The organism is Pseudomonas sp. CCI3.1, assembly GCF_034313985.1.
Classification (GTDB): domain Bacteria; phylum Pseudomonadota; class Gammaproteobacteria; order Pseudomonadales; family Pseudomonadaceae; genus Aquipseudomonas; species Aquipseudomonas psychrophila.
Genome location: NZ_JAVIWO010000001.1, coordinates 3,535,564 through 3,561,063 on the forward strand (window position 1 = coordinate 3,535,564; position 25,500 = coordinate 3,561,063).

The following is a 25,500-nucleotide window of genomic DNA, read 5'->3' on the forward strand; positions in this document are numbered from 1 at the left end:
AAATCCAGAAAACCGAAGTGCTGCAATGGCTGGGGTCGCTAGTCAAAACCGGCAATCCCGGCAGCACGTAAAACTTCGCTTAAAACCTGTACGTTCGGATCACGAAAAAACGCGCTCAATTGTGTAGCACGCCGGGCGCCAATGCCAGGATGTGCCTGCCAGTCCTGAGGGCTGCGTGCGATCAGTGCTTGCCACGACTGCCCCAAAGGCGCGCCACCTGTGGGGGGCAAGCCCAGTGCTTTTACCCAGCGCTCGAACGATTGGCGCCGTGCGCCGTACAAACTGTCGAGCAAGCGCTCGCTGCTGCGTTCGCCGAAGCCGGCAATGTTAGCAAGCTGTGCGGCATCCAGGGTCAACCAATCGAGCAAGTTGTGTATTCGTCCGCTCTGGACCAGCCGGTTCCAGGTTCCTGGCCCGACAAATGGCAGTGCTAATGCCTTTTTGCTGCTTAGCCATACCAAGCGCGCCAAAAACTGGCTTTCGCACCCGGGGGTCGGTTGCCAGCAGCTCAGGGCGTGGTAGTTATCGGGGTTGGGGACCTGTATTTCAATGCGTTCGCTGGCGCGTGACACCACGCTGTCCAGGCGTGGAATGGTCATGCCCGCCAGGCTGATGGCGACCTGATCACCGGCTCGTATATCCAGGGTTTGCCAGCGTTGCAGGGAGCCGGCACTAATGCGTTTGATCCGGCGGTCGTCGAGGCGCACCGGGGTCAGTTCCAGCATCGGCGTGATACGTCCGGTACGGCCGATGTTGAACGTGACCTTTCGCACCTCGCTCACTGCCTGGGCATGAGGGTATTTCCAGGCGGCCGCCCAGTTCGGCGGTTTGGGTTGCCAGCGTTCGGCAGCCGGGCGCTGGCTTTGGCGTAGCACTACACCGTCGCTGGCAAAGGGCAATGCTGCGTTGTACCAGTGCTCGCGCCACTGCCGGGCGTGTTCGAAATGCTCGATTGGCTGGCTGTAGGTCTGGCTGTCGGTAAACCCCAGGGCGCTCAGTTGGCTGAGCCGCTCGACTTGAGATGCTGGCCCCTGGCCCCTGGGGCCAGTCCCAGACAAACAGGCCGATCCCTCGACCCTGCTCCGGGCTCATCCGGTTACGTGCCATAAGCCCGGCAACGGTGCTGCGGGCATTAACGCTGCCCTCCTTGGCCTGCACGTGACCTTGCAGGCGCCAATACAGCTCGCCTTGCAGCACGGTATCCAGCGGTTGCGGCAACTTCAGGGGAATGGAGGGGATGAGGCGGGCCGAATGGGTCCAGTCCTGTCCCTGCCGGCCATCGCCCCGGCTGATGACATGGATAAGTTGGCCTTGTTGATAGACCAGCGTTACGGCTACACCGTCGACCTTGGGCTGGATCCATAAGCCCTGGCGGCCTTCGATCCATTGTATTACCGCCTTTTCATCGGCCAGCTTGGCCAGGCCGGTTTGCACCACCGGGTGCGGCACCGGGCCGCTGGACGTGCGTAGCGGGTTATCCGCAGGTGCATCGGGAAAGCAGCGCTGCCAGTGATCAAGACGGTTACGCGACTGGTCGTAGGCTGCGTCGCTGACCTGGGAAATACCCAGGCGATGGTAGCTGTCGTCCCAGCGGTTGAGCTGTTGTTTCAGGGCCTGATAGTCAGCCTCGACAGGGCAGGTATCGGCCTGGGCATTAATGGTCAGAAGGGCGAGCGCAAGCCCGCTGAAAATACGTAGTGTGGCCAGCATCGTGAGCGTCCTTGCCCGGGGTGGACGCTTAAGGCTAGTGGAGGATTTTCGAGGCGCGACCCAGGAGGTTTGCCGGGCATTTCCAGAGGCACCTCTTGCGGCGGGACAAGGCTTTCCCCCGTTGATCCGGGTGCATAAAAAAGCCCCGAACAGTCACCTGTCCGGGGCTTTTGGTGCAGCCGTTTTACTTACAAACCAGCGGCAGCGCGCAGCTCTTCAGCGCGGTCGGTACGCTCCCACGTGAAGGTGGTGAAGGTATCGTCGCCAACAGTCTTGGTCTGCGGCGTGCGACCGAAATGGCCGTAGGCTGCAGTTTCCTGATACATCGGGTGCAGCAGGTCAAGCATGGTGGTGATGGCGTATGGACGCAGGTCGAATACGTCACGTACCAGCTTGACGATTTTCTCGTCGGAGATTTTGCCAGTGCCAAAGGTGTTCAACGAAATCGAAGTCGGTTGAGCGACGCCGATAGCGTAGGAAACCTGGATCTCGCAGCGCTCAGCCAGGCCGGCCGCCACGATGTTTTTGGCCACGTAACGACCTGCATAAGCAGCCGAACGGTCAACCTTGGATGGATCTTTGCCCGAAAACGCGCCGCCGCCGTGACGGGCCATGCCGCCGTACGTGTCGACGATGATCTTGCGACCGGTCAGGCCGCAGTCGCCCACCGGGCCACCGATGATGAACTGGCCGGTCGGGTTGATGTGGAACTGGGTGTCCTTGTGCAGCAACTCGGCTGGCAGCACGTGCTTGACGATCAGTTCCATCACGCCTTCGCGCAGGTCGGTGTACGACACTTCAGGGTTGTGCTGAGTCGACAGTACGATGGCGTCGATGGCTACAACCTTGCCGCCTTCGTAGCGGCACGTCACCTGGGACTTGGCGTCCGGACGCAACCAGGGCAGCAGGCCGGATTTACGGGCCTGGGCCTGACGCTGAACCAACTGGTGCGAGAAGGTGATCGGTGCTGGCATCAGCACGTCGGTCTCGTTGCTGGCGTAGCCGAACATCAGGCCCTGATCGCCTGCACCCTGATCTTCAGGCTTGGCACGGTCAACACCCTGGTTAATGTCAGGGGACTGCTTGCCGATGATGTTCATCACACCGCAGGTAGCACCGTCGAAGCCGACGTCGGAGCTGGTGTAGCCGATGTCGGTGATCACATCACGAACGATCTGTTCCAAGTCAACCCAGGCCGAAGTGGTGACTTCGCCCGCGATGATTGCTACGCCGGTTTTCACCAGAGTCTCGCACGCCACACGGGCGAACTTGTCTTCAGCAATGATGGCGTCCAGCACCGCGTCAGAAATCTGGTCGGCGATTTTGTCCGGATGCCCTTCAGACACGGACTCGGAGGTGAAAAGGGAGTATTCGCTCATCTCGACGGTTTCCTAATATTTACCGATGGTGAGTGTCGCCAGTTGGCCGCTGAAAGTGGCGGACCTGAAGCTGGAAACCATTACGTAAGCCTACATAGAGGCTTTCCCCGGGAACGAGTCCCGCAGCGGTGGCCCAATGGGCCAGATCATCTTGTTCAAAACCCAGCCATAAATCACCGCAAGCCTCGCGTGCCCACGCCTGATTATGGCTGCACAACTCTGTTATCAGCAGGCTGCCGCCCGGCTGCAGCAAGGTTGCCAGTTGCTGAAGTGCTTCGGCCGGTGCGGCGAAATGGTGCAGGACCATATTCACGACAACGCAGTCGGCTTGCAGCTGTGCATCGTGTAACGCGTCGGCCAGGATCAGGCTGACGTTGTTCAGTGACTCGCGTTCACAGAGCTGGCGGGCCAGCCCAAGCATGACCGGGCTGTTGTCCAGCGCCGTGACCTGATGGAAGCGGCGAGCCAGGTCGGGCAAGAAACTGCCATCACCGGGGCCGACTTCCAGGGCCGTGGCCGCTGGGCGGAAGCTCAGTTTGTCGAGCAGCGTCAAAACGCTGTCCCGGTATTGCGGCAAGCCGGCGATCAAATCCTGTTGAGCGCGAAACTTCTCGGCTACGCGTGAGAAAAAGTCCTGACTGGCGGCTGCACGTTGTGCATGTACTGCGCTGATTCGCGCTTGTACATCGACGGGCAAGGTCAGGTTGTCGACCTCTTCCAGCAGTGCAGCGTGCAATTTTCCGCCAGGTTGCTCCGTGTGGGGCAGGGCACGGCGATAAAAAATCGCATTGCCTTCGCGCCGTGTTGCAACCAGCCTGGCTTGAGACAGCACCTTGAGGTGGTGACTCATGCCGGATTGGCCGGTGGCAAAAATCTGCGTCAGCTCCAGCACACCAAACGAATCGTTGGCCAACGCACGCAGCACGTTGAGTCGCAGCGGGTCGCCTCCAGCCTTGCACAAGGCAGAGAGCTCGTCGCTATCGTCATGGCGGATTGAAGGCGCGCGTAAGTTCATGGGGCCGCAGTCTAGTTACCCCGTTCAGCCCCCGCAAGTTCAATATCGAAAAGTTTTGATATTGGTCGATAAGTGGCGCGTTTGTCGGATGGTGTGTGCTTATTAACGAAACGAAATGTCCGATCCTTAACAGGTTGAACGGTTAAGCACAGGAAAAACGCCTCTTGCGACTATCTGTCATTGCCCCGAGGGCGTTGCCTGAGGGAAAATGCTCGCCTTTTTTCCGTTTCGATTTAACTTTCAATACCCAGGAGAACAGCGATGCCCAGCCGTCGTGAGCGTGCCAACGCCATTCGTGCACTCAGCATGGATGCCGTGCAAAAAGCCAACAGCGGCCATCCAGGTGCCCCTATGGGTATGGCGGATATCGCCGAAGTACTGTGGCGCGATTATCTGAAGCACAACCCGAGCAACCCTTCGTTCGCTGACCGTGACCGCTTCGTGCTGTCCAACGGCCACGGTTCGATGCTGATCTACTCGTTGCTGCACCTGACCGGCTATGACCTGTCGATCGACGACCTGAAAAACTTCCGCCAACTGCACAGCCGTACCCCGGGCCACCCGGAGCTGGGCTACACGCCGGGCGTTGAAACCACCACTGGCCCGTTGGGTCAGGGCCTGGCCAACGCTGTGGGCTTTGCCCTGGCAGAAAAAGTCATGGGCGCGCAGTTCAACCGTCCTGGCCACAACGTTGTTGATCACCACACCTACGTGTTCCTGGGTGATGGCTGCATGATGGAAGGCATTTCCCACGAAGTTGGCTCGCTGGCCGGCACTCTGGGTCTGAGCAAGCTGATTGCGTTCTACGATGACAACGGCATCTCTATCGATGGTGAAGTTGAAGGCTGGTTCACCGACGACACGCCAAAGCGTTTTGAAGCCTACAACTGGCAAGTGATCCGCAACGTTGACGGTCACGACCCGGAAGAAATCAAGACCGCGATCGAAACCGCACGCAAAAGCGACCAGCCAACGCTGATCTGCTGCAAAACCACCATCGGTTTCGGCTCGCCGAACAAGCAGGGCAAGGAAGATTGCCACGGTGCTCCACTGGGCAACGACGAAATCGCCCTGACTCGCCAGGCCTTGAACTGGACCCACGGTCCATTTGAAATCCCGGCTGATATCTACGCCGAATGGGATGCCAAGCAAGCCGGTGCTGCAGCTGAGTCCGAGTGGGACAAGCGCTTCGCTGCCTATGCGGCCGAGTTCCCTGAGCTGGCTGGCGAGTTGTCCCGTCGCCTGAGCGGCAAACTGCCAGCTGACTTCGATGCCAAGGCTGCGGCCTACATCGCTGAAGTCGCAGCCAAAGGCGAAACCATCGCCAGCCGTAAAGCCAGCCAAAACGCCCTGAACGCTTTTGGCCCTCTGCTGCCAGAACTGCTGGGCGGCTCCGCTGACCTGGCCGGTTCCAACCTGACTATCTGGAAAGGCTGCAAAGGTGTTTCGGCTGAAGACGCCAGCGGTAACTACGTGTACTACGGCGTACGCGAGTTCGGCATGAGCGCCATCATGAACGGCGTTGCCCTGCACGGCGGCCTGGTGCCTTACGGCGCGACCTTCCTGATGTTTATGGAATACGCCCGCAACGCCATCCGCATGTCGGCCCTGATGAAGCAGCGCGTGATCTATGTGTTCACCCATGACTCCATCGGTCTGGGCGAAGACGGCCCGACGCACCAGCCGATCGAGCAACTGACCAGCCTGCGTACCACGCCGAACCTGGACACCTGGCGCCCAGCCGATGCGGTGGAATCCGCAGCGGCCTGGAAGTTCGCCCTGGAGCGCAACGACGGCCCGTCCGCGTTGATCTTCTCGCGTCAGAACCTGAACCACCAAACCCGTGATGCTGGCCAGATTGCCGACATCAACCGTGGTGGTTACGTGCTCAAGGACTGTGCAGGCGAGCCTGAACTGATCCTGATCTCGGCCGGTTCCGAAGTGGGCCTGGCCGTTCAGGCTTACGAAGAACTGACCAAGCAAGGCCGCAAAGTACGTGTTGTATCGATGCCATGCACCAGCGTGTACGAAGCTCAAGATGCAGGCTACAAGCAGTCGGTCCTGCCGCTGCAGGTTAGCGCCCGTATCGCGATCGAAGCGTCCCACGCGGACTACTGGTACAAGTACGTGGGCCTGGAAGGCCGCGTCATCGGCATGACCACCTACGGCGAGTCGGCGCCTGCGCCTGCCTTGTTCGAAGAGTTCGGTTTCACCCTGGAAAACATCCTGGGTCAGGCTGAAGAGTTGCTGGAAGACTAAGTAACAAAGTGGCTGCCCTATTCGCGAGCAGGCTCGCTCCCACTGGGACTATGTAGATCCCTGTGGGAGGGAGCCTGCTCGCGAAAGTGTGAAGGATTCACCTTGGTAATCGAGAACCCCATGCCTCAACCGCGTCCTTACAAAGTTGCACTCAATGGCTACGGCCGGATTGGTCGTTGCGTCTTGCGTGCGTTGTTGGAGCGAGGAGCGAATGCCGGGTTTGAAATTGTTGCACTCAATGATTTGGCCGACATGGCCAGTCTCGAATATTTGACGCGCTTCGACTCCACTCATGGCCGGTTCCCCGGCGAGATACGGATCGAAGGCGACTGCCTGCATATCAATGGCGACTGCGTGAAAGTGTTCCGCAGTGCCACCCCCGAAGGGATCGACTGGGCTGCCTTGGGTGTTGACCTGGTGCTGGAATGTTCCGGCGTCTATAACACCCGCGCCGACGGCCAGCGCTTCCTGGATGCTGGGGCTCCCCGCGTGCTGTTTTCGCAGCCGATGGCCAGTGACGCAGATGTCGACGCTACCATCGTCTACGGTGTTAACCAGCACAGCCTGACCGGCGAAGAGCGACTGGTGTCCAACGCCTCCTGCACGACCAACTGCGGCGTGCCGCTCCTGCGTTTGCTGGATGAGGCGTTGGGTCTTGAGTACGTATCGATCACTACCATTCACTCGGCGATGAACGATCAGCCGGTGATTGATGCCTACCACCACGAAGATTTGCGTCGGACGCGCTCAGCGTTTCAGTCGGTCATTCCGGTGTCTACCGGCCTGGCTAAAGGTATTGAACGTCTGTTGCCGGAACTTGCCGGCCGAATTCAAGCCAAAGCGGTGCGGGTACCGACTTTGAATGTGTCGTGCCTGGATATCACCTTGACCACGGCACGGGACACGGATGCCGCGCACGTTAACCGAATACTGCGCGAGGCTGCCACCAGCGGCCCGCTCAAAGGCTTGTTGGCCTACACCGAGTTGCCCCACGCCAGCTGTGATTTCAACCATGACCCGCATTCGGCCATTGTCGATGCCAGCCAGACCCGCGTTTCCGGCCCCCGGCTGGTGAACCTGCTGGCCTGGTTCGACAACGAATGGGGTTTTGCCAATCGAATGATCGATGTGGCAGAGCACTATTTGTACGTTACTCACCCAAAACCCGCTCTCTAACATTAGAAACTCAGGAACTGCGACCCATGACCGTGTTGAAGATGACCGACCTCGATCTGCAAGGTAAGCGCGTACTGATCCGCGAAGACCTCAACGTCCCAGTCAAGGACGGTGTAGTCACCAGCGATGCGCGCATCCTTGCTTCGCTGCCGACCATCAAGCTGGCGTTGGAAAAAGGCGCAGCGGTTATGGTCTGCTCGCACCTGGGACGTCCGACTGAAGGCGAGTTCTCGGCTGAAAACAGCCTCAAGCCAGTAGCGGATTACTTGAGCAAGGCCCTGGGCCGCGAAGTGCCGTTGGTCAGCGACTACCTCAATGGCGTCGACGTTAAAGCGGGCGACATCGTGTTGTTCGAAAACGTGCGCTTCAACAAGGGCGAGAAGAAAAACGCCGACGAGCTGGCCCAGCAATACGCCGCCCTGTGCGACGTGTTTGTGATGGACGCGTTCGGTACCGCTCACCGCGCCGAGGGCTCGACCCACGGCGTGGCCAAGTTTGCCAAGGTTGCGGCTGCTGGCCCGTTGCTGGCTGCCGAGCTGGACGCACTGGGCAAGGCGCTGGGCGCCCCGGCCAAGCCGATGGCGGCTATTGTTGCCGGCTCCAAGGTCTCGACCAAGCTTGAAGTGCTCAACAGCCTGAGCCAGATCTGCGACCTGCTGATCGTGGGTGGCGGTATCGCCAATACTTTCCTGGCAGCTGCCGGTCACCCGGTAGGCAAATCGCTGTACGAGCCTGATCTGCTGGACACCGCTCGCGCTATCGCTGCCAAGGTCAATGTGCCTCTGCCGACTGATGTGGTCGTGGCCAAGGAGTTCGCTGAAAGTGCTGCTGCAACCGTCAAGCTGATCGCTGATGTGGCTGCCGACGACATGATTCTGGATATCGGCCCGCAAACCGCCGCGCATTTCGCCGAGCTGCTGAAGTCGTCAAAGACTATCCTGTGGAACGGCCCGGTGGGTGTGTTCGAGTTTGACCAGTTCGGGAATGGCACCAAAGTGCTGGCCCAGGCCATTGCTGACAGCGCGGCGTTCTCGATTGCGGGTGGCGGCGACACGCTGGCGGCTATCGACAAGTACGGTATTGCCGATCAGATTTCCTACATCTCCACCGGCGGTGGTGCATTCCTTGAATTCGTCGAAGGCAAGGTACTGCCTGCCGTCGAAATTCTGGAAAGCCGCGCCAAAGCCTGAAGGTGTTTCAGGCCCTGAAAGGAAGCATGGACATGGTCAAGTTGTTACCGCTGTTGATGATCGTGGGCTTTTTGGCCGGTTGCGCCAGTTCGGGCAAGCCGACGCCCGAGGCTGCAACCCCTGAAGAGAGTGGTTGCTACCAGGCAGACTGGCAGGCGCAAAGCGTTCCACTGGTCAATAAACGCTCAGGTCCTGAAGCACTGGAAAAATACGAGTCGCCCAAGGCTTCACAAGAGCGTGGGTGCCCTTGATTTGATATGCGGTCTACTGGTGGGAGCGAGCCTGCTCGCGAAGACTTAAGCGCGATGAGGCACATATACCGAATTGCCTGCATCGCGAGCAGGCTCGCTCCCACCTTTAGGTCGAGCAGTTATAGCTGGAGCTGTATCGTTTCAGCTAAATCGGATTGGCAGAATGGGGCACAACCCCCGATCTGCAATAACTTGAATAGCAGCCGCCGCTACGGCAGGCTTGCACGATTAACGACCCTTGTCCGGGAGAGACACTCACAATGGCACTTATCAGCATGCGCCAGATGTTGGACCACGCCGCCGAATTCGGCTACGGCGTTCCAGCCTTCAACGTAAACAACCTTGAGCAGATGCGCGCCATTATGGAAGCCGCTGACAAGACCGACTCCCCGGTGATCGTTCAGGCTTCGGCCGGTGCGCGCAAGTACGCAGGTGCTCCATTCCTGCGTCACCTGATCCTGGCTGCAATCGAAGAATTCCCGCATATCCCGGTGTGCATGCACCAGGACCACGGCACCAGCCCTGACGTGTGCCAGCGCTCGATCCAACTGGGCTTCAGCTCGGTCATGATGGACGGCTCGCTGGGCGAAGACGGCAAAACCCCAACCGACTACGACTACAACGTTCGCGTTACTCAGCAAACCGTAGCGCTGGCGCACGCTTGCGGTGTATCGGTAGAAGGCGAGCTGGGTTGCCTGGGTTCGCTTGAAACCGGCATGGCTGGCGAAGAAGACGGCATCGGCGCAGAAGGCATTCTGGATCACAGTCAGATGCTGACTGACCCGGAAGAAGCGGCTGACTTCGTCAAGCGCACTCAGGTGGATGCCCTGGCCATTGCCATCGGTACTTCCCACGGCGCTTACAAGTTCACCAAGCCACCTACTGGCGACGTGCTGGCGATCGACCGTATCAAAGAGATCCACAAGCGTATCCCGAACACTCACCTGGTGATGCACGGCTCGTCCTCTGTTCCTCAAGAGTGGCTGGCGATCATCAACGAGTTCGGTGGCGACATCAAAGAAACCTACGGTGTGCCGGTTGAAGAAATCGTTGAAGGCATCAAGCACGGCGTGCGCAAGGTCAACATCGACACCGACCTGCGCCTGGCATCGACTGGTGCCATGCGTCGCCTGATGGCGACCAACCCGAGCGAATTCGACCCGCGCAAGTTCTTCGGCGCAACCGTAACGGCCATGCGTGACGTGTGTATCGCTCGTTACGAAGCCTTCGGTACTGCCGGTAACGCTTCGCGGATCAAACCGATCTCCCTGGAAGCCATGTACCAGCGTTACCTCAAAGGTGAGCTGAACGCCAAGGTCAACTAAGACCGGCGCGTACAAAAAAGCCCGCAGCGATGCGGGCTTTTTTGTGGGCGCGATGTTCATGCGGATCGGTGGATATGCTCCGGATCGACGCCATTTGCCCTGAGCAGCGCATCTACCAGCGAGCGGGACATTTCGACCGAGTGCACCAGGGACCACACCAGTCCGCGCTCTATTCCGCTGGCCAGCGCAGTGATTTCATCCGACACCTCTTCTGCGCTCTTGAGCATGAGCGAGACATGGGACAAGGCCTCTACCGCCCGAACATCAGGCAGCACGCCAAAGGGAGATCGAGGGCCGGTCTTGTGTGCCAGAGTAGGTTTGAGGCTGTCGAGGGAGACTGGCGGAGCCTGGAGCAGAACGTCGAGAATGCGCCGGGTAGCGTCATCGTGCTGATGATCATCGCGTTCTACGCGCGCGGGTTTTGGATCGTCGTGCGTCGTCTTTTTCATGTCGGTTCCACGGGGATCATCGGCGACTGGTGAAGATAGCCCTGCGACTTTCCGGGCTGCAAGCTGCGCTTGTGGGCATCAGGTTTTCTCGGAAGCGTCTGGCTTATTACAGTGTAAAAGTCTGACATGGGCGCCTTGAGGGTGAATTCGCTACACTGACGCACTTTTACGCTGTGCGTTGACGCCCCATGACCGTTCTCAAGTACCTCCAGGCCTACCCCCAGAACTTGCAAGAGCAAGTGCGCCAATTGATTGAACGCGATCAGTTGGGCAGCTACCTGAGTGAACGCTACCCGCAGCGTCATGCGGTGCAAAGTGACAAGGCGCTGTACACCTACGCGCTGGAACTCAAGCAGGAATACCTGCGCAACGCGCCGTCCTTCGACAAGGTGCTGTTTGATAACAAGCTCGACCTGACGCACCGTGCGCTGGGTTTGCATACCGCTATCTCGCGGGTTCAGGGCGGCAAGCTCAAGGCCAAAAAAGAATTGCGCGTAGCGTCGTTGTTCAAGGAGGCGGCGCCCGAATTCCTGAAGATGATCGTGGTTCACGAACTGGCGCATCTCAAGGAGTCAGACCACAACAAGGCTTTTTACAAACTGTGCGAGCACATGCTGCCGGGTTATCACCAGTTGGAGTTTGACCTGCGGGTGTACCTGACGTGGCGTGACTTGGCAGGAAAACCCCAACCCTGAACCCGTTCCCACAGAAAGCCAGCAATCATCCGCATCAGGAGTTCTGAATGGAAGTCAGCAAAACCAAAAGCAGCTTTTACCGGCGCTTGTACGTGGCCTGGTTAATCGATAGCCAGATTGCCAGCAGTGTGCCCGCTCTGACCGAGGTAACCGGCATGCCGCGCCGTACCGCGCAGGACACCATCGCGGCGCTGGCTGATCTGGATATCGTCTGTGAGTTCGAACAACAGGATGGCGCCCGCAACCATGCGGGGCGCTATCAGATTCACAGTTGGGGCCCAGTCGATAAAACCTGGATCGGTGAGCATCTGGTGCAGATCAAACAGGTGCTGGGTTATCCCTGAGGCGTGAGGCGCATGCCGATGTGCGGGATGTCATCTTCAAGATAGATTTCGCCTTCGGCGCGAAACCCGTGTTGCTCATAAAACGGCTGCAAGTGCGCCTGGGCGGACAAGAACACGGGCTGCCCCGACCAGTAATCTTCAATGCTTTCCAGGGCCTTCTCGATCAGGGTATGCCCCAGCTTTTGTCCGCGACCTTCAGGGGCAATGATCACGCGGCCAATCACGACGTCGCCGCCCTGGGATTCAGGGTCGAGCAGGCGCGCATATGCCACCAGCTGATCGTCCTGCCAACCCATCAGGTGCAACGTATCCCCGGTCAGGTCTTGCCCGTCGACGTCCTGATAGGCGCATTTCTGCTCGGCAACAAATACCTTTGAGCGTAATTCCAGAATGGCGTAGAGCTGTTCTTTGCCAAGGTCGTTGTGATGTTTGCAGAGCCAGTCAGTGGTCACGGTCTTGTCCTTGTTGGAGAGGTGATTAGCCGATAGTAGGCGTGATGCTGACTGGCGCCAAGTTCTAAGGTGCCTTGACCAAATGCGCCGCCAGGGTGCGCAACGGTCCGAGTTGACGGCAAATCAGCGCCAGCTGGGTTTGCACCAAACGCTGGTTCTCATCGATCTCGTCAGGCATCTGCTCAAGCTCGCTGGCCAGTGCCTCTTCATCATCACTCTGTACCGCCACCGCCTGCTTGGAAGCCAGGCCCTGTGCAATCTGGTCGATGCTGTCGGCAATCCTGCGTCCGGCCCCCTCGATCAACTGTTCGCGTACTTCCCCGGGCAACTCGGTGTCGCGGTGGGCGCCCAGGCCTGACAAATAACTGAGCAAGGTGTGCGACAGCACCAAAAAGCGGAAACCCATGTCGGCATCCTTACGGAAATGCCCAGGCTCCATCAGCATGTTGGCCAGCGTGGTCGACAGCGCCGCATCGGCGTTGTGGGCGTTACGGCGAGCGAGTCGATAGGCCAGATTGTCGCTTTTACCTTGTGCGTATTGCTGCATGATCTGGCGCAAATACTGGCTGTTGCAGCTTAGGGTATTGGCCAGCACCTGATTCAGGCGACGGCCCTGCCAGTCAGGCAAGAACAGGAACACCGCGGCAGCCGCAATCACGCTGCCCACCAAGGTATCGAACAGTCGTGGCAGGAACAGCCCGTAACCGTCGCCCACCTGGTTGAAGCAAAACAGGATCATCAGGGTGATGGCGGCTGTGCTCAAGGTGTAGCGCGTGGTGCGGTTGATAAAGAACACCACCCCGGCCACCACGGCAAACATCGACTGCACCAGAGGGTTGGGGAACAGATCGAACAGCGCCCAGCCTACGGCCAGACCGATGGCCGTGCCGATGATGCGCTGGCTGAACTTGCGTCGGGTGGCGCCGTAGCTCGGCTGGCATACGAACAGCGTGGTGAGGATGATCCAGTAACCCTGGCTCGGGTGAATCCAGTGCACCATCGCAAAACCGATGCTCAGGGCCAAAGGCAAGCGCAAGGCGTGGCGAAAGATCAGCGACGTGGGTGTGAGGTGCTGACGCAGGCGCGACCAGACATCCTTGAGGTTGCGTGGCGAGCGGTCCAGCAAGCTGCTGTCGGTGGCATCCGCGAGGGTGTCGGGGTTGCTTGCGTCGCTCAACAAACGGTCGAGAGTCCCCAGGTTGGCAGCCAGCGCCCGCAGTGAACGCAGCAGCCCGCGCCAGGCCGGGTTGCTCTGAATACGCAAGTGCTCGAGGGAAGCGTGCAGGTCGCTCAGGGCCTCGGCAAAGCTGTCGTCATAGACAAACGGCTGGCGCAGCTTGATCGACTCCGACAGGCGCTGGCAGGCCACGCCTTGCTGGCGCAGCAGGCGTTGGCAACGAAACATCACGTCACTGTGGAAAAAGGCGTCGGCCAGGGCGTTGTAGGGGTAGTGCGAGGAGCTGGCGCGCTCGTGGATGTCCTGTGCCAGGAAGTACAGCTTGAGGTAGCGGCTGAGCTTGGAACCCGGTCGGGAGTTGCCGACCCGGTGCAGAATGATTTCTTTGGCAGTGTTCAGCGCGGCCACCACTCGACCGTTTTGTCGCGCCAGCTCCAGTCGGCCTGCTTCGACATCCAGCTTGCGGATAGGCTCGAACAGCGAGGACTTTATCTTCAGGTACAGGCCCAGCTCCCAGAACAACCGCGCCAGGCTTTGCTGCACCGGCTGGTTGGAAAACAGCGCCTGCCACAGGACCGACAGCATCCCGTACCAGGCCGCCCCCGCCACCAGCAGCAAGGGCTCGTGCCAGAAATTGGTGACTTCGCCACCACGCTGGTCGACGCCAATCATGGTGTACACGGCCAGAATCAGCGTGGCCGAAGCAATCGCCCCGTAGCGCTCGCCCAGCGCCCCGAGCATGGTCAAGCCGAAGCTCGCCAGCGCAAGCGCGCAGACCATCAACCAGGGATAGGGGAAGAGTAGTTCGACACTGAGCGCCGAGGCGGTGAAGCACACCAGCGTTACCAGTAAAGCGTTGAGCCGGCCTTGCCAACTGTCATCGGTCTCCGACAGCGCGCTGGCGATAATCCCCAAAAACAACGGGATCAGCAGCGACATTTCATCCTGATACCAGCAGAAAGCCATGCTGCCGGTCAGGGCGACAAACACCCGGACGCTGTAACTGAACTTGTCCAGTGCCCACAAGCGGCGCAGGGAATGCTGAAAGCTTTTCGATGACATGGAGGGGCGGTGCCTGGCTCGTGATTCGCTAACTTGAGCCAGATAAGACGACAGCGCAATGGCACTGTCACATCGAACACAAAATATTTTTAAAGCAGGCCCTGTAGCCGCTGCCGCAGGAAAACTTTAACCGTGGGAGCGAGCCTGCTCGCGAAGGTCGTTCGCGAGCAGGCTCGCTCCCACAAGAGCGGATTGACCGGCAAAAGAGTATCTACAGGGGGCAGGTCAGACGTACTGCGCCGCCGCATACCCCGAAGCCCATGCCCACTGAAAGTTGAAGCCACCCAGGTGGCCGCTCACATCCAGCACTTCGCCCACAAAGTACAAGCCGGAGCTTTTCAGCGATTCCATGGTCTTGGAGGACACTTCACGGGTATCGACCCCGCCCAGGGTCACTTCAGCGGTGCGGTAGCCTTCGGTGCCAGCCGGTATCACTTTCCAGTTCGCCAGTTTGTCAGCCACGAGCGCCAGTTCACCCGGGGTGTACTGCTTCATGGGCTTGGACTCGAACCAGTGCTCGGCCAGCAGGTTGGCCATCTTCTTGGTGAAAATTTCACCGAGCAAAGTTTTCAGTTCGCTGTTGGGGCGCTCTGCCTGTTGGGTCTGCAACCAGCTCAGCGCATCGAGGTCGGGTAGCAGGTTGATTTCAACCGTGTCGCCCGTATTCCAGAACGACGAAATCTGCAAAATCGCCGGTCCGCTCAAGCCCCGATGAGTAAACAGGATATTTTCCCGAAAGCTCTGATCGTTGCAGCTCACCAGGCAGTCGACTGACGTGCCTGAGAGTTCGGTGCAGATCTCTTTGAGCTGGTCGGTGATGGTGAATGGCACCAGGCCTGCCCGGGTGGCCAGCAAAGTGTGACCAAACTGTTTGGCGATTTGATAGCCAAAGCCGGTGGCGCCGAGAGTCGGGATCGACAGCCCGCCGGTAGCGACCACCAGCGACTGGCAGTCAATCGGGCCCAGCGTCGTGTTGAGGCTGTAGCCGTTGTCGGTTTTTTCGATCTGCTCAACCGAGGTGTCCAGGTGCAGGCTGACGCCTGCTTGCTGGCACTCTTGCAGAAGCATTTCGAGAATGTCACTGGATTTGTTATCGCAGAACAGTTGGCCGAGTTTCTTCTCGTGATACGGCACGCCGTGTTTGGCGACCATCTCGATAAAGTCCCACTGGGTGTAGCGGGCCAGGGCCGACTTGCAGAAGTGCGGGTTCTGCGACAGGAAATTGTTGGGTTCGGTGTACATGTTGGTGAAGTTGCAGCGGCCACCGCCCGACATCAGGATCTTTTTGCCCGCCTTGTTGGCGTGGTCGATGAGCATGACCTTGCGCCCACGGCCGGCTGCCGTCAGCGCGCACATCAAACCTGCGGCGCCAGCGCCAATAATCACAACGTCGGTAGAGCGCAAAGCGGTGTCCTCACAAAATTTATAGTCAATCCAAACCTAATGTGGGAGCGGGCTTGCTCGCGATTGCAGCACCCCGGTGATTCAGCTGAACCGAGTTGTTTGCATCGCGGGCAAGCCCGCTCCCACATGTGATCGCCAGTGTTCAGGCGATCGCTTACAAAACCCGAACGCGCAATACGCGGCCTTTGATTTTGCCTTCGCTCAAGCGCTGGGCAGCCTGTTTGGCCACGGTGCGGTCAACGGCCACGTAGGCCTGGAAGTCAAAGATCGCGATCTTGCCAACTTGGGCGCCGGGGATGCCCGCGTCGCCCGTCAGTGCACCCAGAATGTCGCCCGGACGAACCTTGTCTTTACGACCGGCACCGATCACCAGTGTGCTCATGGCCGGCAGCAACGGTGCGCCGCCCTGGGAGGTCAGGGTATCCAGAGTTTCCCAGTTCAACGGAGCTTTTTGCAGCAGCTCGATGGCTTGGGCGCGGTGGGCTTCGGACGGAGCAACCAGGCTGATCGCAACCCCTTTTTCACCCGCACGACCGGTACGGCCAACACGGTGAATGTGGATTTCCGAATCACGGGCCAACTCAACGTTGAGCACCATGTCCAGTGCGTCGATGTCCAGACCACGGGCCGCTACGTCGGTGGCAACCAGTACTGAAGTCGAGCGGTTGGCAAACATCGCCAGCACCTGGTCACGGTCGCGCTGTTCCAGGTCGCCATGCAGGCCAACAGCCGAAATGCCTTTGGACGTCAGATGGTCAACGGTTTCTTGAACCTGCTGCTTGGTGAAGCAGAACGCGACGCACGATTGCGGGCGGAAATGGCCCAGAACCTTGGTCACAGCGCTCATGCGCTCTTCAGGCGAGATTTCGTAGAAACGCTGCTCGATCTGGCTATCAGTGTGCAGCGCCTCGGCTTTTACTTGCTGAGGGTTGCGCATGAACTTGGACGACAGTTGCTTGATACCGGCCGGGTAGGTGGCCGAGAACAGCAGGGTCTGGCGACGCTCAGGGGTTTTGACAATGATGTCTTCGATGGCGTCATAGAAGCCCATGTCCAGCATGCGGTCAGCTTCGTCCAGTACCAGGGTGTTCAAACCATCCAGTACCAGCGAGCCTTTGCGCAAATGCTGCTGAATACGGCCAGGTGTGCCGACGATGATGTGCGCGCCGTGCTCCAGCGAACCGATTTGCGGGCCGAACGACACGCCGCCACACAGGGTCAGCACTTTGATGTTGTCTTCAGCGCGGGCCAGACGGCGAATTTCCTTGGCAACCTGGTCAGCCAGTTCGCGGGTCGGGCAGATCACGAGGGCCTGGCAGCCGAAGAAGCGCGGGTTGATCGGGTTCAGCAGGCCGATGCCGAAGGCGGCTGTCTTGCCGCTGCCGGTCTTCGCCTGAGCGATCAGATCCATGCCTTTGAGGATCACCGGCAAGCTCTGCGCCTGAATCGGCGTCATCTGGGCATAACCGAGGGAGTCGAGGTTAGCCAGCATGGCGGCGGACAGAGGCAGAGTGTTAAAAGCGGTGGCAATGGTGGTCACGAGACTGGCCTGCAAAACAAAATGTCGCGCAGTGTACCAGTCCCATAGCATTTGCCTGAACATTCTGGACGAGATGTCATCCAGTTCTGGTTAAAAAGTCACTTAATGTTCCAGCTCGTGCTCCGAATTGGCCTTGGGTTTACGTCCGTCTTGTGGTGACAATTGCAGGAAAATCGCCGCTGCCAGCATCGCCATGATACCGACTGTCAGGAAGGTCAGCTGGAAGGCACCGAGTACGGTATCCACTCCGTCGCTGCCGCCATCTCCTGTGAAACCGCCGAGCAACGCCCCGGCGCAGGCCACGCCCAGGCTCAAGGACAATTGCGCAACCACCGACAGCAAACTGTTGCCGCTGCTGGCGCTGGCGTCATCGAGGTCGATCAGGGTGACGGTATTCATTGCGGTGAATTGCAATGAGTTGATGGCCCCCAAAACGGCCAGCATGGCCAGCAACAGCGGGTAAGGCGTGTGTTCGGTGACCAGGCCCATGCTGGCCAGCATCAGGCCCAGGGCAAAGGTGTTGACCGTGAGTACCGTGCGATAACCTGCGCGTTCGATCAGAGGGCGGGCTATCCACTTGGCCAGCATGGCGGCTGCGGCCAGTGGCAGCATGCTCATCCCGGCTTGTGACGGCGAGTAGCCCAGCGCCACTTGCAGCAGCAGGGGCACCAGAAACGGCAGGGCTCCGCTGCCCAGGCGGGCAAACAGGTTGCCCAGAATCCCCACTGCAAAGGTTTTGGTTTTAAACAGCACCGGCGAGAACAGCGGGTTGCTGATATTGCCCGCCCGTAACCAGTAAGCGGCCAGGCACGCCATGCCGGCGAACAGCAGCAACATCACGCGCAAGTGCGGCATGTGCAACTCGCCCAGCCCCTCCATCGCAATGGTGATGAAAATCATCGCGGCGCCAAACAGCACAAAACCCAGGCCGTCGAAGCGGGTGCGTTCGCTGCCGCGCAAGTCTGGAATGAAGTGCCATACCGCCCAGCACCCGAGCATGCCCACCGGCAGGTTGATCAGAAAAATCCAGTGCCAGCTCAGGTACTGCACCATCCAGCCGCCCATGGTGGGACCGATCAGCGGACCGAGCAGGCCGGGGATGGTGATAAACCCCATGATCCGTACCAATTCCGAGCGTGGGTAAGCCTTGAGCACCACCAGCCGTCCGATGGGCAGCATCAACGCCCCGCCCAGTCCCTGGACGATCCGTGCGCCAATCAATTCGTTGAGGGTGTTGGACAACGCGCAGAGCAACGAGCCGAAGCTAAATAGCAGGATGGCGCTGAAGAAGATTTTCTTGGTCCCGAAGCGGTCGGCGATCCAGCCCGAAGCAGGAATCAGCAGGGCGACGGTAAGCATGTAGGCAACGATCACGCCTTGCATGCGCAGCGGGTTTTCTTTCAGATCGCTGGCCATGTCGGGCAGGGCAGTGTTGAGAATGGTGCCGTCGAGCGACTGCATGAAAAACGCGATGGCCACAACCCACGGCAACCAGCGCAGGGTTTCAGGACTCAGAACCGGGCGTACGGGCATAAGACCTCTTTTTTATGATGAGCATTTTTTGTAGTCGCTGCCGAAGGCTGCGAAGGGTTGCTCAGCAACCCGTTTTCCGAGAACCCCGCGAACCTTCTCGCAGCCTTCGGCAGCGACTACAGGTATTACAACGTCAATGTCAGCTTCTTGACCAACGCACCCGGCAGCAGATTCGACGCAGTCTGGCGCTGGTCGTAGGTGCTGGCCGACAGCAACAACTCACGATCTGCCGTCAGTGCCTCCAACTGCGAACCCAGCAGACTATAGACGCTGTCATCAAAACGCATGGTGTTGACCGGGGCCTTTATCTCGCCGTTTTCGACCCAGAAAGTGGCAAAGCGGGTCATGCCGGTCAGGCGTGCGGCCGGTTGGTCCGAGTAGTTCAAGTACCACAGGTTGCTGATGTACAACCCGGTGCCCAATTGCTTGAGAATATCGGCCTGTTCCAGCGTACCCGCCGCCATCGCCAGTGCACTCGGTGCTTCGCCCTCCGGCGCGCCGTTGACCTCAAGGCCATATTCGGCGGCACTGCGCGACCCCACCAGTTGCTGGTTGGCCTTACCGTGCTTGACCAGGGACAAGTCCTGGCGCGGATACCCATCGCCGGAAAACGCCGGGCTCAGTGACTGACTGACCTGCTCGTCAAAAGACACCAGGGGGCTCAGGTGCGCATCACCGCCGTACAGCCGCTGCAATGGGCTGGATTTACTGGCCAGCGCCTGAGCCGAAAAGCCGCCCCAGCACAGCATGCTCATGACCTCTTCCAACGCTGCCGGGGCCAGGTAGGCCCGGTACTCACCGGGTGCCAGGGCATGCAGCGGACGATCCAGAAAGCTCAGTTGCTCACGGGCCAGTTGCATGCGCTGGGCGAAACGCTCGCTGTCCCAGTCGGCCCCGGCGTAGCTGGCTTTTACCGCTTGGCCGTTGCTGTGAAACAGGCTCCAGTCGAAGTTGAAACTGTTGGCCTGATGCCAGCCAAACGCACCTTCGGAGCTGGCGTAGCCGTAGCTGATCGGGCCGCAGGCATAAAACCCCACAAGGTCGACACCCGACGAAGCGCTGCGGATTTCTTCGAGTACCCGGGCGGTGTCCGGCAGTGGCTGGTCCTGCACGTTATGGCTGTGCCAAGGCTGTGGGTTCAGCAATAAATAAGGGTCTGCGGGCAACAACGGCAAGGTGTCACGCAACTGCTGCAAGGCTTCGGTCAGGCGCTGCTTGTCGACATCCAGCTCGCCGGCCAGGGTGAGGCTGATGTCCCCGTGGCGGCCGTCGTTGATCAGTTTCAGGCTCAGGTTGGCTTGTTGCACAAGCCCGGCCTGGCGCACCTTACCCTTGTTGAAACGAATAAATTCCGAGGCTTCGGCGTTATAGCCCAGGGTGAACCGCTCTGGCGGGCGAATCGCATTGCCCAGCCATTCAACCAACCCCTTGAACTGCTCGGCCTGACTCAATGGGGTACTCATCAGGCATCGCCTCCAAACACATCAATTTGATTGAACACACACGCGGGTGACGCATGCCCTACGCGGATCACCTGATTGGGTTCGCCCTTGCCGCAGTTCGGCGTGCCCAGCACCTTGAAGGTACTGGCGTCGCCCACGGCGCTGAGATTGCGCCAGAACTGATCGGAAATACCGCGGTAGTTGGGGTTTTTCACCACGCCCTTGAGTTCACCGTTCTCGATCAACTGGCCCCATTCGCAACCGAACTGGAACTTGTTGCGGGCATCGTCAATGGACCAGGAGCGGTTGGTAGCCATCAGGATACCGTTTTCGATACCGCCAACCAGTTGGGCCATTGACTGGTCACCAGGCTCGATATTGAGGTTAGCCATGCGGTCAATCGGCGGGCGGTTCCAGCCGCAGGCGCGGCTGTTGGCCACGCCTTCAAGGCCCGAACGAAATTGCGACAGCGCGCCGCCCAATGGCCGCAACAGCAAGCCTTCGCGGATCAGGAACTCCTTGTGCGCGGGGGTGCCATCGTCATCGAAACTGTAGCTGGCCAGCTGTTCCGGAATATCGGGGTCGAAGGTCACATTCAGCAGTTTTGAGCCGTATTGCAGGCTGCCAAAGTCGCTGGCCTTGACGAAGCTGGTGCCTGCGTAATTGCGTTCGTCGCCCAGAATGCGGTCCAGCTCCAGCGGGTGGCCGATGGATTCGTGAATTTGCAGGATCATCTGGTCGGGCATCAGCAACAGATCGCGTTTGCCGATCGGGGCATTGGGTGCCATCAGCAATTGCAGGGCCTGGTCGGCGACCTTGGGCGCGGCACCGATCAACCCGCAGCGGCTGATCACGTCGGCGCCGCCTTGCTGACCGAAGTTTTCGCGGCCCAGGCTGCGGGTCTGGCTGTCGTTGCCGTCATAGGCGGTGACGCTCATCCCCGGGTAGACAAAACGCTGCGCCCGGCGCAGCTCGGCGCCTGCGCTGTTGAGGTAGATCTGCTCGACGTGATTGAGGCCCAGCGAAACGTCCCAGCTGACCAGCCGCTCGTCCTTGGGTACGGCAGCCGATTCTGCGCCCAGCAACTCAAAGCAGTCGTTGAGTGACGGAAATGCTTGATCGAGGTGGGGCGAGAAGTAGTCAGCGCGCTCGTGGGACACCGGCTCCTGGCTCAGGTCGAGCAGGGCGTAGGCAGCAATCAGGTGTGCCTGGGCTTCGGCACGGTCCAGGGCCGCCTGCAAACCCGCTTGCGACAGGTCATTGGTGGCGGCATAGGCTTCAACACCTTTGAGCCGTACCGTGAGCATCGCGCCCTGGTCGTGATTGAATGAAGGAGGTTCTGCGACGTTCTTGCGTACCGACAGGTATTGCCCGGACTCGCGCACATAGCGTAGCGAAAAGAACTCTGCCCGGGTGTGCAACGCGCTAAAGCGTTGCTTGAGCTGAGGGTAAAAATCGAACATGCACTGACCTCCGAAAAACGGGAAACGTATCGAGGTTTGAAATTAGAGAGCGAAACGAGGCGACAGAGTAGGCCTGCGTTGAGGCCGGGGGCAAGCGGGGGGGGATGAATCAAAGACCGTAGCAGCTGCCTAAGGCTGCGTCCGGCGGCGTAGCCGTCGTAAAGTCAGAGTTCACGGTGTATCAGATAAACCGTGAACTCTGATTTTACGATCGCTACGCAATCGGACGTAGCCTGCGGCAACTGCTAGGCCAGCGGTTTACTGCGCGGTACGGCTGACTTCACGCAGCGGCTTGCCGCGAACCGGCGCATCGCCTGCTACGTAGTAGTCGGCAGTGCTGCGCGGCAGTGGCTGGCGGCCACGGATCTTGTCGGCGATTTTCTCGGCAATCATGATCGTTGGCGCGTTCAGGTTGCCGGTAGTGATCAGCGGCATGATCGAAGCATCGACCACACGCAGCCCCTGCATCCCGTGTACACGGCCTTCGGCGTCTACTACAGCCATCTCGTCGGTGCCCATTTTGCACGAGCAGGACGGGTGGAAAGCGGTCTCGGCGTGTTCGCGGATAAAGGTATCCAGCTCTTCGTCGGTCTGCTTGTCGATGCCCGGGCTGATTTCGCGCCCGCGGAACGCATCCAGAGCAGGCTGTTGCATGATTTCGCGGGTCAGGCGGATGCCGTCACGGAATTCCTGCCAGTCTTGCTCGGCGGCCATGTAGTTGAACAGGATGCTCGGGTACTCGCGCGGGTCCTTGGACTTCACGTTGATCCGGCCACGGCTCGGCGAGCGCATGGAACCCATATGGGCCTGGAAACCGTGCTCTTTCACGCCATTGCTGCCGTTGTAGTTAATCGCTACCGGCAGGAAGTGGTACTGAATGTTCGGCCACTCGAATTCTTCGCGGGTACGGATAAAACCACCGGCTTCGAACTGGTTGCTGGCGCCAATGCCTTTACCCAGGAACAGCCATTCGGCACCGATAGCTGGCTGGTTGTACCAGAGCAGCGACGGGTAGAGCGAAACGGGTTGGGTGCACGCGTACTGCAGGTACAGTTCAAGGTGATCCTGCAGGTTCTGGCCAACGCCCGGCAGGTCGTGAACCACAGGAATGTCGAGGCTGTTGAGCAGCTCGGCCGGGCCGACGCCCGAGCGTTGCAGCACGGTTGGCGAGCCAATGGCGCCGCTGCACAGCAGCACTTCTTTGCGTGCGGTGGCCTGGATGCGAGTGTCGCTGTCGCCGACCATGTAGGTAACGCCCACGGCGCGTTTGCCTTCAAAGACGATCTTGTCGGTCAGGGCGTGGGTCACGATGGTCAACGTCGAGCGCTGCTTGGCCGTGTCCAGGTAGCCGCGTGCGGTGCTGGCGCGACGGCCGTTCGGCGTCACGGTGCGGTCCATCGGGCCAAAACCTTCCTGCTGATAGCCGTTCAGGTCTTCGGTACGCGGGTAGCCGGCTTGTACGCCTGCTTCAACCATGGCGTGGAACAACACGTTGTTCCCGGCTTTTGGCGTGGTCACGCTGACCGGACCATCGCCACCGTGGTAGTCGTTGGCACCGATGTCGCGGGTTTCGGCTTTACGAAAGTACGGCAGGCAGTTCAGGTAATCCCAGTCTTCGAGGCCTGGCAGTTTTGCCCAGCCGTCGTAGTCCATCGCGTTACCGCGGATGTAGCACATGCCGTTGATCAGGGACGAACCGCCCAGGCCCTTGCCACGGCCACATTCCATGCGACGATTGTCCATGTGTGGCTCTGGATCGGTTTCGAAGGCCCAGTTGTAGCGACGGCCCTGCAGCGGGAATGCCAGGGCGGCAGGCATCTGGGTACGGAAATCGAGACGGTAGTCCGGGCCGCCAGCTTCAAGCAGCAGCACGGTGACGCCTTGGTCTTCAGTCAGACGGGTCGCCAGGGTGTTACCGGCAGAGCCGGCACCAATGATGATGTAATCGAATTCTTGGGACATAAAATGCACCCTCTTTGAAGTTGTGGCAGAGCGAGTGGGAGCGGGCCTGCCCGCGATTGCATCAGCGCGGTGCAACGGGTGCACCGCGTCGCCTGCATCGCGAGCAGGCTCGCTCCCACAGGGTTAGAACACCGAAACGTAGTCGCCCAGCTCTACCTGTACCGATTTGACCTGGGTGTACTGTGCAAGCGAGCTGATGCCGTTTTCACGACCGATGCCCGATTGCTTGTAACCGCCTACCGGCATTTTTGCGTCGGACTCGCCCCAAGCGTTGATCCAGCAAATACCTGCTTCCAGTTGGTGAATCACGCGGTGGGCGCGGTTCAGGTCCTTGGTCACGACGCCAGCAGCCAGGCCGAACTCGGTGTCGTTGGCGCGGCGGATCACTTCTTCTTCGGTGTCGTAGGTGAGGATGCTCATCACCGGGCCAAAGATTTCTTCTTTGACGATGGTCATCTCGTCGGTGCAGTCGGTGAACACGGTGGGTGCCACGAATGCGCCCTTGGCCAGATCGCCTTGGGTCAGACGTTCGCCGCCGCACAGTACGCGGGCGCCTTCTTCTTTACCCTTGGCAATGTAGCCCAGCACACTTTCCATGTGAGCAAAGCTGACCAGCGGGCCGAAGTTGGTGTTTTCGTCTTCCGGATTGCCGATGCGGATGCGCGCAACGCGTTCCAGAATCTTGGCTTCAAACGCCGACTTCAGTGCAGTAGGGATAAACACGCGAGTGCCGTTGGTGCACACCTGACCCGAGCTGTAGAAGTTGGCCATCATCGCGGTATCTGCGGCGCGGTCCAGGTCGGCGTCGTCGAAAATGATCAGGGGCGACTTGCCGCCCAGTTCCATGGTCACGTCTTTCAAAGACGAGCTGGTGGCGCTGGCGGTGACTTTCTTGCCGGTGTCGGTGCCGCCGGTGAACGAGATTTTTTCGATGCGCGGGTGCTCGGTCAGCCAGGTACCGACTTCACGGCCACTGCCGGTCAGCACGTTGAACACGCCATCCGGCAGGCCCGCCTGGGTGAAGATCTCGGCCAGCTTGAGGGTCGTCAGGGAGGTGACTTCGCTTGGCTTGAAGATCATCGCGTTACCGGCAGCCAGTGCAGGCGCGGCTTTCCACAGGGCGATCTGGATTGGGTAGTTCCACGCGCCGATACCGGCCACAACGCCCAGCGGCTCGCGGCGGGTGTAAACGAAAGAGGTGGTGCGCAGCGGGATTTGCTCGCCTTCAATGGCGGGTGCAAGGCCTGCGTAGTATTCGAGTACATCGGCACCGGTCACGATGTCGACGTAACGGGTTTCGGAGTACGACTTGCCGGTGTCCAGGGTTTCCAGGGCGGCCAGTTCATCGTTGCGCTCGCGCAGGATTTCCACGGCGCGACGCAGGATGCGCGAACGCTCCATGGACGTCATGGCGGCCCAGATTTTCTGGCCCTTTTCAGCGCTGACAACCGCGCGCTCGACGTCTTCTTTGGTTGCGCGTTGCACTTGAGCGAGGACTTCGCCGTTAGCCGGGTTGATGGCATCGAAAGTAGCGTCGCTACCGGCGTCGGTGTAGCCGCCGTCGATGTAGAGTTTTTGCAGTTCGAAACGGGCCATAAAATCCTCGCAAGTGCATAAGTGGTTGGCGTTGATCGTGAGTCGGGTGCCATCTGATTGGGGCAACTCAAACTCA

At 59.5% G+C, this 25,500-nt stretch carries 19 protein-coding genes and 1 pseudogene; 7 read left to right on the top strand and 13 right to left on the bottom strand.

The genetic code is table 11. The features are described from left to right. Positions 1 to 38: 38 nt before the first annotated feature. From ligB to RGV06_RS16185, 3 genes and pseudogenes are all read right to left on the bottom strand, one after another. Positions 39 to 1,710: pseudogene (ligB, locus tag RGV06_RS16175) on the bottom strand (NAD-dependent DNA ligase LigB). A 188-nt stretch (positions 1,711 to 1,898) separates the two neighbouring features. Continuing rightward, positions 1,899 to 3,089: a methionine adenosyltransferase gene (gene metK, locus RGV06_RS16180; RefSeq protein WP_019827984.1), complete on the bottom strand. Its 1,191-nt coding sequence runs from the start codon at positions 3,087 to 3,089 to the stop codon at positions 1,899 to 1,901. A 19-nt stretch (positions 3,090 to 3,108) separates the two neighbouring features. After that, the gene (locus tag RGV06_RS16185; RefSeq protein ID WP_046810130.1) at positions 3,109 to 4,104 is read right to left on the bottom strand and encodes an ArsR/SmtB family transcription factor; all 996 of its coding nucleotides are present in this window, start codon (positions 4,102 to 4,104) and stop codon (positions 3,109 to 3,111) included. Positions 4,105 to 4,365: 261 nt separating this feature from the next. Between RGV06_RS16185 and tkt the strand changes: the two genes are divergently transcribed. The 5 genes from tkt to fba all read left to right on the top strand — a co-directional run bounded on the left by tkt (position 4,366) and on the right by fba (position 10,305). Further along, entirely contained in the window at positions 4,366 to 6,363 is a 1,998-nt protein-coding gene (gene tkt, locus RGV06_RS16190; RefSeq protein WP_019827981.1) for a transketolase, read from the top strand. 120 nt (positions 6,364 to 6,483) lie between these two features. After that, on the top strand, positions 6,484 to 7,539 hold the full coding sequence (gene epd / locus RGV06_RS16195; protein WP_322150503.1) for an erythrose-4-phosphate dehydrogenase: 1,056 nt from the start codon (positions 6,484 to 6,486) through the stop codon (positions 7,537 to 7,539). Positions 7,540 to 7,565: 26 nt separating this feature from the next. Then, positions 7,566 to 8,729 (top strand): phosphoglycerate kinase, encoded by a 1,164-nt coding sequence (locus RGV06_RS16200; RefSeq protein WP_019827977.1) that lies wholly within the window; start codon positions 7,566 to 7,568, stop codon positions 8,727 to 8,729. Between the two features lie 32 nt (positions 8,730 to 8,761). Next, positions 8,762 to 8,980 (top strand): hypothetical protein, encoded by a 219-nt coding sequence (locus tag RGV06_RS16205; protein ID WP_019827976.1) that lies wholly within the window; start codon positions 8,762 to 8,764, stop codon positions 8,978 to 8,980. 260 nt (positions 8,981 to 9,240) lie between these two features. Then, positions 9,241 to 10,305 carry a class II fructose-bisphosphate aldolase gene (gene fba / locus RGV06_RS16210; RefSeq protein ID WP_019827974.1) on the top strand — a complete coding sequence of 355 codons (1,065 nt, stop codon included), beginning with the start codon at positions 9,241 to 9,243 and terminating at the stop codon, positions 10,303 to 10,305. Between the two features lie 56 nt (positions 10,306 to 10,361). Here fba and RGV06_RS16215 read toward each other — a convergent pair whose 3' ends face one another. Further along, entirely contained in the window at positions 10,362 to 10,754 is a 393-nt protein-coding gene (locus RGV06_RS16215; protein WP_082113446.1) for a hypothetical protein, read from the bottom strand. 188 nt (positions 10,755 to 10,942) lie between these two features. On the opposite strand from RGV06_RS16215, the gene RGV06_RS16220 reads away from it, so the two are divergent. Together RGV06_RS16220 and RGV06_RS16225 are read left to right on the top strand one after the other, a co-directional pair. After that, positions 10,943 to 11,449, top strand: coding sequence for a YgjP-like metallopeptidase domain-containing protein (locus tag RGV06_RS16220; protein ID WP_019827972.1), 507 nt, complete (start codon positions 10,943 to 10,945; stop codon positions 11,447 to 11,449). Between the two features lie 47 nt (positions 11,450 to 11,496). Next, positions 11,497 to 11,793 carry a winged helix-turn-helix domain-containing protein gene (locus RGV06_RS16225; protein ID WP_019827971.1) on the top strand — a complete coding sequence of 99 codons (297 nt, stop codon included), beginning with the start codon at positions 11,497 to 11,499 and terminating at the stop codon, positions 11,791 to 11,793. On the opposite strand, the gene RGV06_RS16230 is transcribed toward RGV06_RS16225, so the two are convergent. The 9 genes from RGV06_RS16230 to betB all read right to left on the bottom strand — a co-directional run bounded on the left by RGV06_RS16230 (position 11,784) and on the right by betB (position 25,424). Next, complete coding sequence (locus RGV06_RS16230; protein WP_019827970.1) at positions 11,784 to 12,245, bottom strand: GNAT family N-acetyltransferase; 462 nt, start codon at positions 12,243 to 12,245, stop codon at positions 11,784 to 11,786. The two genes, RGV06_RS16225 and RGV06_RS16230, sit on opposite strands and share 10 nt — an antisense overlap. A 64-nt stretch (positions 12,246 to 12,309) precedes the next feature. After that, positions 12,310 to 14,484 carry a YccS family putative transporter gene (yccS, locus tag RGV06_RS16235; protein WP_019827967.1) on the bottom strand — a complete coding sequence of 725 codons (2,175 nt, stop codon included), beginning with the start codon at positions 14,482 to 14,484 and terminating at the stop codon, positions 12,310 to 12,312. A 225-nt stretch (positions 14,485 to 14,709) separates the two neighbouring features. Continuing rightward, positions 14,710 to 15,888, bottom strand: coding sequence for an NAD(P)/FAD-dependent oxidoreductase (locus RGV06_RS16240; protein ID WP_019822919.1), 1,179 nt, complete (start codon positions 15,886 to 15,888; stop codon positions 14,710 to 14,712). 154 nt (positions 15,889 to 16,042) lie between these two features. Next, entirely contained in the window at positions 16,043 to 17,380 is a 1,338-nt protein-coding gene (dbpA, locus tag RGV06_RS16245; protein ID WP_231984215.1) for an ATP-dependent RNA helicase DbpA, read from the bottom strand. 150 nt (positions 17,381 to 17,530) lie between these two features. Then, on the bottom strand, positions 17,531 to 18,961 hold the full coding sequence (gene mdtD, locus RGV06_RS16250; RefSeq protein ID WP_019822922.1) for a multidrug transporter subunit MdtD: 1,431 nt from the start codon (positions 18,959 to 18,961) through the stop codon (positions 17,531 to 17,533). Positions 18,962 to 19,086: 125 nt separating this feature from the next. Then, positions 19,087 to 20,424, bottom strand: a complete 1,338-nt coding sequence (locus RGV06_RS16255; RefSeq protein WP_322150509.1) for a TldD/PmbA family protein — start codon at positions 20,422 to 20,424, stop codon at positions 19,087 to 19,089. Next, complete coding sequence (locus RGV06_RS16260; RefSeq protein ID WP_322150511.1) at positions 20,424 to 21,866, bottom strand: TldD/PmbA family protein; 1,443 nt, start codon at positions 21,864 to 21,866, stop codon at positions 20,424 to 20,426. The genes RGV06_RS16255 and RGV06_RS16260 overlap by 1 nt, the downstream gene beginning before the upstream one ends. Positions 21,867 to 22,124: 258 nt before the next feature. After that, complete coding sequence (gene betA / locus RGV06_RS16265; protein ID WP_019822927.1) at positions 22,125 to 23,828, bottom strand: choline dehydrogenase; 1,704 nt, start codon at positions 23,826 to 23,828, stop codon at positions 22,125 to 22,127. Positions 23,829 to 23,951: 123 nt separating this feature from the next. Next, positions 23,952 to 25,424 (bottom strand): betaine-aldehyde dehydrogenase, encoded by a 1,473-nt coding sequence (gene betB / locus RGV06_RS16270; protein WP_019822929.1) that lies wholly within the window; start codon positions 25,422 to 25,424, stop codon positions 23,952 to 23,954. Between the last annotated feature and the right edge of the window lie 76 nt (positions 25,425 to 25,500).